Origin of the sequence: Acinetobacter amyesii (assembly GCF_023499985.1) — a bacterium.
Taxonomy (GTDB): domain Bacteria; phylum Pseudomonadota; class Gammaproteobacteria; order Pseudomonadales; family Moraxellaceae; genus Acinetobacter; species Acinetobacter amyesii.
The window spans coordinates 203,085-212,500 of record NZ_JAMCOU010000033.1 but is presented as its reverse complement, the minus strand read 5'-3'; the positions used below and the strand labels follow the sequence as shown (position 1 = coordinate 212,500).

Annotated in this window: 7 protein-coding genes; 3 read left to right on the top strand and 4 right to left on the bottom strand. The window is 42.8% G+C overall.

The genetic code is table 11. From position 1 onward, the window contains the following. Positions 1-1,342: excinuclease ABC subunit UvrC (gene uvrC, locus M5F03_RS12505; protein ID WP_249708489.1), on the bottom strand; the 1,342-nt coding region annotated here is incomplete at its 3' end. Positions 1,343-1,520: 178 nt separating this feature from the next. Here uvrC and M5F03_RS12500 point away from each other — a divergent pair. Next, the gene (locus M5F03_RS12500) at positions 1,521-2,567 is read left to right on the top strand and encodes an AAA family ATPase (protein WP_168379013.1); all 1,047 of its coding nucleotides are present in this window, start codon (positions 1,521-1,523) and stop codon (positions 2,565-2,567) included. A gap of 53 nt (positions 2,568-2,620) precedes the next feature. Here the strand turns inward: M5F03_RS12500 and M5F03_RS12495 are convergent, their stop codons facing one another. The 3 genes from M5F03_RS12495 to lpxO all read right to left on the bottom strand — a co-directional run bounded on the left by M5F03_RS12495 (position 2,621) and on the right by lpxO (position 5,577). Further along, on the bottom strand, positions 2,621-3,034 hold the full coding sequence (locus M5F03_RS12495; protein ID WP_180109653.1) for a PH domain-containing protein: 414 nt from the start codon (positions 3,032-3,034) through the stop codon (positions 2,621-2,623). A 180-nt stretch (positions 3,035-3,214) separates the two neighbouring features. After that, positions 3,215-4,297, bottom strand: a complete 1,083-nt coding sequence (locus M5F03_RS12490; protein WP_180024933.1) for a diguanylate cyclase domain-containing protein — start codon at positions 4,295-4,297, stop codon at positions 3,215-3,217. A 365-nt stretch (positions 4,298-4,662) separates the two neighbouring features. Beyond that, entirely contained in the window at positions 4,663-5,577 is a 915-nt protein-coding gene (gene lpxO, locus M5F03_RS12485) for a lipid A hydroxylase LpxO (RefSeq protein ID WP_111885964.1), read from the bottom strand. A gap of 471 nt (positions 5,578-6,048) precedes the next feature. Between lpxO and fadB the strand changes: the two genes are divergently transcribed. Both fadB and fadA read left to right on the top strand, forming a co-directional pair. Continuing rightward, complete coding sequence (gene fadB / locus M5F03_RS12480; RefSeq protein ID WP_180078002.1) at positions 6,049-8,202, top strand: fatty acid oxidation complex subunit alpha FadB; 2,154 nt, start codon at positions 6,049-6,051, stop codon at positions 8,200-8,202. A 12-nt stretch (positions 8,203-8,214) separates the two neighbouring features. After that, positions 8,215-9,387: an acetyl-CoA C-acyltransferase FadA gene (fadA, locus tag M5F03_RS12475; RefSeq protein ID WP_078193136.1), complete on the top strand. Its 1,173-nt coding sequence runs from the start codon at positions 8,215-8,217 to the stop codon at positions 9,385-9,387. Positions 9,388-9,416 lie beyond the last annotated feature (29 nt).

Genomic DNA, 9,416 nt, shown 5'->3' with positions numbered 1-9,416 from the left:
GGCGGGTCAGTGCTTGACGCATTGCAGCATAATCATCGCCTTCGGTAATGTCATTGATGGAAAATTGGCGATAGTCGCGCTTTCTTGCACCGCCAGCATCAAAGACCACACAAGACGCGATAGTTGCCTCACCCATAGTGTGAGAAATATCAAAACACTCAATACTGTCAATCGGCCGCCCAACGACTTGCTCTAACTGATGAAAGCGCTCATTCAATTCAAAATGATCAGCCAATTTACCTTTAATGGCGTGTTGCACATTCATTTGTGCAAGCTCTTGCCACTCTGCACGGGTTTCACGCACTTTATGTTTGATTTGAATTTTTTTATCAAAGTGCTGATGTAGTGCATCTTCCATGTCTTTGCGATCTGGAATATCGACATTGATGATGAGTTCAGTTGGAATCTCATCTGCAACTTGAAAGTAGAAATTGGCAATGAAGTCCGAGAGCATTTGACCTAGATCATCACCCTGCATATCAGGGAAATAACTCTTTCCGCCGAGCATTTTGCCATTGCGCACATGCATGATTTGCACACAGGTCACACCGGCTTGATAAGCAATGGCAATGATATCAGCCTCACCTTTGACTTTATAAATCGCTTGCTGAGTTTGCACATCACGCAGCAGCGCCATACGATCACGATAAAACACTGCCTTTTCAAACTCCAAAGCTTCTGCCGCAGCTTCCATTTTCCCAATCAGCTCTTGATTAAGCTCTTTAGTGTCGCCTTGTAAAAACCGAATCGAGTTATTGACATCTTCTTTGTAATCTTCGGGTGAGATCAAACCCACACAAGGCGCGGAACAGCGTTTAATTTGGTATTGCAAGCATGGTCGTTTGCGCTGCGAAAAATAGCTATTTTCACACTGACGCACATTAAACAATTTTTGCAGCACCACCAAAGTATCACGCGCGTTATAAGCACTCGGATAAGGCCCAAAAAACTTACCAGCTTGATGCTTACCTTTCCCACGTCCTGCGGCAATTCGTGGATAGGGTTTATCGGCAGAGATAAAAATATAAACATAAGACTTATCATCACGCAGCATGATGTTATACGGCGGACGATGCAACTTAATCAGGTTTTGTTCGAGCAATAGGGCTTCCGTTTCAGAACGCACCACCAAGGTTTCAATATCATAAATACGGGCGACCAAGGCTTGCGTCTTGGGATGCTCAATGGTTTTCACAAAATAACTCGACACACGATTTTTTAAATTCTTTGCTTTACCCACATACAGCAACTCACCGTCTTTACCCAGCATGCGGTAAACACCGGGTAGAGTCGTCATATTGGCAAGAATTTTTTCAATATGTTCGCGTGCGTTTTCGTTCACTTTTGCCTTGTTCCATCTTCGATATTGCTCTTTGACATGATGTGATGCTTTTACCTGCATTTTCAAGCAATCCCGCAAATTTATTGTTGCTCATAGCAATGATCTGATTGCTAAAAGCTATTAATGCAAAATTCTAAATTTGCTATGCTCAAAACATCACGCTTTAGGAACATGATGCATGACGAACGCCAATCCCGCCATCCATGTCGTACACCCGACAACTTCGACGCAGAGCACTGCTGAAAAAAACCGTTTGATGGGTAAGCCGCGTTTTCATTTTGAACCGCATGACGTTATGCAACGCTTAAAGCAACGGATCATTGGACAAGAAGCAGCATTAGACGAAATCGAAAAAATGCTGCATGTGGTCAAGGCTGATTTTTCCAGTCCTGAACGACCGCTCTCCGTAACCTTAATGCTTGGACCGACAGGTGTTGGTAAAACCGAAACTGTGCGTTTAATCAGTGAAGTGATTTATGGCCGACCTGATGCCTTTTGCCGTATTGATATGAACACGCTCGCACAGGAACATTATGCGGCTGCCATTACTGGTGCGCCTCCGGGCTATGTCGGTTCTAAAGAAGGCCATAGTTTATTTGATGAAGTTGCCATTGCAGGTAGTCATACCCGACCGGGCATCGTGCTTTTTGATGAACTGGAAAAAGCGTCAACCGAAGTGCTTCGCGGCTTAATGAATGTGCTGGATAGCGGAAAATTAACCCTAACCTCAGGTACAAAAACCATCGACTTTCGTAATTGTATGATCTTTATGACCAGCAATGTCGGTGCACAAGCGGCACAGCAATATCTAGATAAGTTAAATTTTTTGCCCGAAAAAATACAAAAGGTTTGTCTCAAGCGCGTGCCGGTCAGCAGCATTATTGAAAAAGTCATGCAACGTAAATTCGACCCTGAATTTATTAACCGTATTGACCGTGTACTGCAATATCAACCCGTTCAAGATGATGCTTTACCTCGTTTGGTGGAGATTGAACTGGAAAAACTTAATCAACGCCTACAACATCAAAAACGCAGTATCAAACTCACAGATGCAGCCAAAGCACATTTTTATCAGAACCATGATATTCGTTATGGCGCACGACATTTAGCACGAAAAATACGGGTTGAACTTGAACCTATTTTGGCGGTGTATTTTTTGAATCATCCCGAACAAACTAAAATACACCTAGATGCACAACTTGGACAATTGGTTATTATTAAATAATTTACTGGTCTTTAAAAGGCATGCTCACATACCTTTATTCAGCATTCTTATATTTATTGGATTGGAACACCAATCGCTTTAGCAAAAGCTTGCGGATCTTTCGGTGAAACCATGACAAATTTGGTTTTGCCATCTCGAAGATATTCAATTTTTAAACGTTTAATGGAAAGCGCAGGTGCCGCAGACAAATCCTGACTTGCACTGATGCGTTGGATATCCTGCAAAGGAATCTGCCAATGTAGAAACATGCTACGGATGTTTAATTCTGTAGCGGAAATTTGATAACGTGTATTGAATATTGGCCACCACAGCAATAACACCGTTAAAATATACACCGCGGTATGAAGAGGATATTGCTGCATCGTGCCTTTGGCTTGCATGGTGAGTAATAATTGAATGAGTAAACCGCTCATACAAACAATAAACGCCACCACCCACCAATCTTTTTTTGAACGAAAAACTTGCATCTTATCCCCCATCAACTGCTTTTATTCTATACAAGATTTTGCAGGATGCATCTGCTATTTCAGCTTTATTTTTTCAGGAAATAAGCATACTTATCACATTATTTTCAAGAATATGGAGATCCATTTAGCTCAAGTTTCGCTAGTCATCTATTGTTATTTTTGGCGTTCTTTACGCTCGAATCACGCTTCTTTCGACATAGGTTGTTCCTGCAAACGTTTATAATTCTTTTTCTCTTGATACATTTTAGCATCGGCTTGTTGTACCAAGCTCATGGCATCTATATAGCCTTGCTGATGGTCTGTTTGACAGAGCCCAATACTTAAACTTAAGCCTGCTTCCATTTCAGCCACCGCTTCTAATAAACGCGGGATAAAACTCGCTTCCACATGCTTTTCACTACATCCCGGCAAGACCAAACAAAATTCGTCTCCGCCATAACGGAAGCAATGATCATCTAAACGTGCAACCGACTTTATGGCCGCAGCAACCGTTTGTAGTACCTGATCTCCACGTGGATGACCTTGTTCATCATTGATCTTTTTAAAATCATTGATATCAATAAACACTACTGTTACGGGTTCATGATTACGCTGTGCGGTATATAAAATACTGGTCAATAAGGTCGATAAATGCCGGACATTTAACAGTCCTGTTAATGGATCGCGCTGTGAAAGTTCTTCCATTTCTTGTGCACGAAACTCTAGCGCATGCGCATACTGTTCCATTTTTTCACGGGAGATCTTCACCTCATTAATCAAACTCCACACATAAGTTTCCACCACCAATGTGGTGTCGAACATAAAGAGCTTTTCCAAGGTGTTAATAATCCGCTGATATTGTTCCGTATCATTAAAGGTACGCTGAATTAAGCGAAACAACATGGTCTTTAGGGTATGCACCGCAGAGAGATACAACTTCGGCTCTACACCTATGCGCTTATGAACCAAACCAATCCGTAAACGGTTATTCACATACGCGCTGTCATAGCGCCCGGAAAATAAATCCAATAAATATTGATGCTGCGCGCGTTGCAAACGCTTCAAGGTATCAAGATCACCAATCAAAGTGGCAATTTCTGGAATTGAGGTCTGATTTTCATAAAATTCATCGACCATACTGTCGAGGATCGGCGCCACAATTCCACCAATCGAAGCCAGTTCCGCCAGCTCTAAATCAGTCAAGCCAAGCAACTGTTTACGTCGTTCTATATCTTGCATCGAAATATGCATTTGATGCATCAATGTTTGGTTGGTTGCTTTCATGAATTGGATACCCTTCCCGCCAAATCAATCCCTTCAAGCGTTTACACTGAGTTTCTATGCAGTAGGTCTTCATGCCTGCATGCAAAGCTTCCACCGTTTTCACCCTTGGGTTTTGGCTATCATTGATGATGACGCTTTTCTTTCAGCTCAACGGTTTTGCATGGGCTTAAGTTCGGACGTCAACATCATATTCCTCGTCTATTGGCTCACTTTTTCTGGCTTATTCTGGCTAACACTATTTCTGCTTTTGCTGATTTGCTCTGCATGATTATTTTTATTCTGCTTGCACGATAACTGATATTTCGCTGACTGTCAGCATAAAAAAACGCCCCTAAGGGCGCATTTTTTCAATATTTATTCTACTTTTAAAATAAATATGGACGTATAAAAATCAGGAAGAACAACCCCAACATTAGGAACCACTTTAAAAAGTAATACAGTGAACGATTGGTTTTTTTCAAGGCTTTGGCTTTTATGCGAATTTGATAGACATAGCCAAATACTTTATTTAAACCACCTGTTTTATCACCGCTTTCATTCGGTGAACTTGCAGCAGTCATGACATTTTTACCAAACCAATGGTTAAAAGCTTCCATCCACTTCGACTTTAATGGCCGTTCAACGTCTGCAAAGAAAATGATCCGGTTCTGATCCGTTTTATTTTCAGCATAGTGAATATAGGTTTCATCAAACACCACACTCTCGCCGTCACGCCATGAGTACCGCTGACCATCGACATCAATAAAACAGCGGTCGTCATTGGGCGTCAATAAGCCCAAGTGATAACGCAATGAACCGGCATAGGGATCTCGATGACGGACTAAACGACTGTCGGGCGCCAACTCAGTAAACATCGCGGCTTTAATAGTGGGTAAATTTTTTAACAAGGCCGTAGTTTTTGGGCAAAGTTCAGCAGCCGAAGGATGAGCTGAGTCATACCATTTTAAATAAAAGCGTTTCCAACCGGTTTTAAAGAATGAGTTAAATCCAAGGTCATCATAAGTACTCGATGCTTTGATACCCCCTTTTTCATACAAGGCCTTGGCTTCATCACGAATCATTTCCCAGTTTTCATCTAAGACTTTTAAATCTTTAAAATGCTGCGTGTCGATATAAGGTTGACTCGGCACTTTTGAAAACATGTACATGAGAAAATTGATCGGTGCGAGCAATGTCGAATGATCAAAAAACTGACGATAAAATGAATGACGGACTTTACCGCGTTGCTGAATATAAAACGCAGAAATGACAAAGACCGCCAGGATAATCCACTTAATCATATGAGGACCTGGTGCTAATAAGCATTGTGCTTAATGAAAAATTAACTTTTGAGAACGCGGCGAGTATAGCATAGTGCTCAGTGATGCCTAAATAAGCAGCATAGAACACTGTGTCTCAGCAAAGATGGATGACAATGTTAAAAGTGAATTGACCATTCTGCCGAAAAATACACTTGCTTTTTTCTTGAATTTTTCATTCGCATCTCAATCTATAGCTTACATTTATAAAAAAATGTGAACTGAAACATAAGCTTCAACATATTTAATTAGAGCGATAGCGTTTAAAGGCAGACCCGAAGGCTATTTCCAAAAGAAATTTTGATGACCCTAGCGTCACGGCTTGATACAACTTGTTATGTTCTTTTTAGATATAGTTATCGTAAGATTAGCGAGGCATAAAGTGTACGCAGGAACCGCGTACTCGCTTCACAACATCAACTTAGAAGTCCTCCAAAATAAAGGAGATCAGGCATGATCCACGCTGGCAATGCCATTACCGTCCAAATGCTTTCGGACGGAATTGCAGAATTCCGCTTTGACTTACAAGGTGAGTCGGTCAACAAGTTTAACCGCGCAACAATTGAAGATTTTAAAGCTGCAATTGACGCTGTTAAAGCAAACGGTGACATCAAAGGTTTAATCGTTACTTCAGGTAAATCTACATTTATCGTGGGTGCAGATATCACTGAATTCGGTGACAACTTCGCTCAAGGCGAACAAGCGATTGTGGATTGGGCATTGCCTGTTCACGACATCTTCAATGCGTTTGAAGATCTAAACGTTCCTAAAGTTGCTGCAATCAATGGTATGGCATTGGGCGGCGGTTTTGAAATGTGCTTAGTGTGTGACTATCGTGTGATGTCAGAAGCTGCACAAGTTGGCCTTCCAGAAATCAAACTGGGTATCTACCCTGGTTTTGGTGGTACGGTTCGTTTAAGCCGCGTGATTGGTATCGACAATGCGGTTGAATGGATGGCAATGGCTGCACCGAAAAAGCCGGCTGCTGCGCTCAAAGACGGTGCTGTTGATGCAGTTGTTGCTGCAGACAAACTACAAGACGCTGCAATTGACCTTGTGAAACAAGCGATTGCTGGCCGTGTAGACTGGAAAGCAAAACGTCAAGAAAAATTAGATCCTGTTAAATTGAACATGCTTGAACAAATGATGGCATTCAATACAGCGAAAGGTGCAGTTCTTGCAAAAGCAAATCCTGCTCAATACCCAGCGCCAAAACTTCTTCTAGACTCATTACAAGCAGGTGCAAGCCTTCCACGTGATGAAGCATTGAAAATCGAAGCGCAAGGTTTTGCTAAAGCGGCTGTGACTCCACAAGCAGGTGCGTTAATTGGTTTATTCCTTAACGACCAAATTGTGAAGAAAACTTCGAAGAAATATGAAAAAGGTGCTCACCCTGTCAACCAAGCTGCTGTACTAGGCGCAGGTATCATGGGTGGTGGTATTGCTTACCAAGCGGCAAGCAAAGGCACACCAATCATCATGAAAGACATTGGTAACCCACAATTGGCGTTAGGTATGTCTGAAGCGAACAAATTGTTGACTAAACAAGTTGATCGCAAAAAAATGACTGCGGCGAAAATGGGTGAAACTCTTGCGCGCATCCGTCCGACTTTAAGCTATGACGAGTTTAAAGAAGTGGACATCGTGATTGAAGCAGTTACAGAGAACCCTAAAGTTAAGGGTATCGTACTTGCTGAAACTGAGAAGAATGTTCGTGAAAACACGATCATTGCTTCGAACACGTCAACAATTTCAATCACACGTTTGGCTGAAAACCTACAACGTCCTGAAAACTTCGTAGGTATGCACTTCTTTAACCCAGTTCACATGATGCCATTGGTAGAAGTGATCCGTGGTGAAAAGACGTCTGCTGAAGCGATTGCAACGACTGTAGTTCTTGCTCAGAAAATGGGTAAAACACCAATCGTGGTTAACGACTGCCCAGGCTTCTTGGTGAACCGCGTATTGTTCCCTTACTTTGGTGCATTTGACCTTCTATTGAAAGACGGTGCTGACTTCCAACAAGTCGACAAAGTCATGGAAAAATTCGGCTGGCCAATGGGTCCTGCTTACCTCATCGACGTTGTGGGTATCGACACAGGCGTACACGGTGCGGAAGTAATGGCAGAAGGTTTCCCTGACCGCATGAAGCCTGACTTCAAAGGTTCAATTCAAACAATGTACGAAGCAAAACGTTTGGGTCAAAAGAATGACGTTGGTTTCTACAAATACGAACTTGACCGTAAAGGTAAGAAAGCCAAAGTGGTTGATCCAGTGGCTTACGAACTTGTGGCTTCTGTTGCAACTGCGGAAAAACGTGAATTTGATGCGCAAGAAATCATTGACCGTATGATGCTGACGTTCTGTAACGAAACTGTTCGTTGCCTAGAAGACAATATCGTAGCGACTGCTGCTGAAGCAGATATGGCGATGATCATGGGTGTAGGTTTCCCTCCATTCCGTGGTGGTCCATGCCGTTACATCGACCAAACAGGTGTCGCTGAATACGTAGCGCTTTGCGACAAATATGCGTATTTAGGTAAGGCTTATGAAGCGCCACAAATGTTGCGTGACATGGCTGCAAACAACAAAAAATTCTACGGTTAAGGAGCAACGTGAATGGCTACTTTAAATCCACGTGACGTTGTCATCGTTGATGGCGTACGTTCAGCAATGGGTAAAACCAAAAATGGTATGTTCCGTAACGTCCGTGCTGACAGCTTATCTGCTGAATTAGTACGTGCGCTTGTTGCTCGTAACCAGTTTGATACCAATGAAGTTGAAGACGTAATCTGGGGCTGTGTAAACCAAACCCTAGAGCAAGGTATGAACATTGGTCGTAACATTGCGTTATTGGCTGATCTTCCAAAGACTGTTGCAGGTCAAACAGTGAACCGTCTTTGTGGTTCTTCTATGCAAGCAATCCACACAGCGGCTGCGCAAATTGCAACCAACCAAGGTGATATCTTCATCATTGGTGGTGTAGAGCACATGGGTCACGTTGGCATGATGCACGGCATCGACATCAACCCAGAAGCGTCTAAGCACTATGCAAAAGCATCTAACATGATGGGCTTAACGGCTGAAATGTTAGGTCGTATGAACGGTATTTCGCGTGAAGAACAAGATGCGTTTGGTGTGGAATCTCATCGCCGTGCTTGGGCTGCAACACAAGAAGGTCGTTTCAAAAATGAAATCGTGGGCGTTGAAGGTCACGATGCAAATGGCTTCAAAATTCTGTGCGATATCGATGAAGTGATTCGTCCTGATGCAAACCTTGAAGCATTCCAAGCTTTACGTCCAGTATTCGATCCGAAAGGCGGTACAGTAACTGCTGCGACTTCATCAGCATTGTCTGATGGTGCGTCTGCAATGTTATTGATGTCTGCTGAACGTGCTCAAGCTTTAGGTCTTAAGCCACGTGCTGTGATTCGTTCTATGGCGGTTGCAGGCTGTGATGCTGCGATCATGGGTTATGGTCCTGTACCAGCAACTCAAAAAGCGCTTAAACGTGCTGGCTTGTCAATTGCTGATATTCAAACGTTTGAATTGAACGAAGCGTTCGCAGCACAAGGTTTGTCTGTTCTTAAAGGCTTAGGCATTTATGACCAACAAGACCGTGTGAACTTGAACGGTGGTGCAATCGCTTTGGGTCACCCATTGGGTTGTTCTGGCGCACGTATCACAACGACTTTGCTGAACGTTATGGAACAGCAAGATACACAAATCGGTCTTGCGACCATGTGTATTGGTCTAGGTCAAGGTATCGCAACAGTGATTGAACGTGTTTAATTCTTAAATACGTGACTAAAAAGAACCCC

What these genes read in the sequence shown, in the direction of transcription:
- lpxO (WP_111885964.1), bottom strand. Translation starts at nt 5,577, where the DNA reads ATGATTAAGTGGATTATCCTGGCGGTCTTTGTCATTTCTGCGTTTTAT.
- M5F03_RS12495 (WP_180109653.1), bottom strand. Translation starts at nt 3,034, where the DNA reads ATGCAAGTTTTTCGTTCAAAAAAAGATTGGTGGGTGGTGGCGTTTATT.
- fadB (WP_180078002.1), top strand. Translation starts at nt 6,049, where the DNA reads ATGATCCACGCTGGCAATGCCATTACCGTCCAAATGCTTTCGGACGGA.
- M5F03_RS12500 (WP_168379013.1), top strand. Translation starts at nt 1,521, where the DNA reads ATGACGAACGCCAATCCCGCCATCCATGTCGTACACCCGACAACTTCG.
- M5F03_RS12490 (WP_180024933.1), bottom strand. Translation starts at nt 4,297, where the DNA reads ATGAAAGCAACCAACCAAACATTGATGCATCAAATGCATATTTCGATG.
- fadA (WP_078193136.1), top strand. Translation starts at nt 8,215, where the DNA reads ATGGCTACTTTAAATCCACGTGACGTTGTCATCGTTGATGGCGTACGT.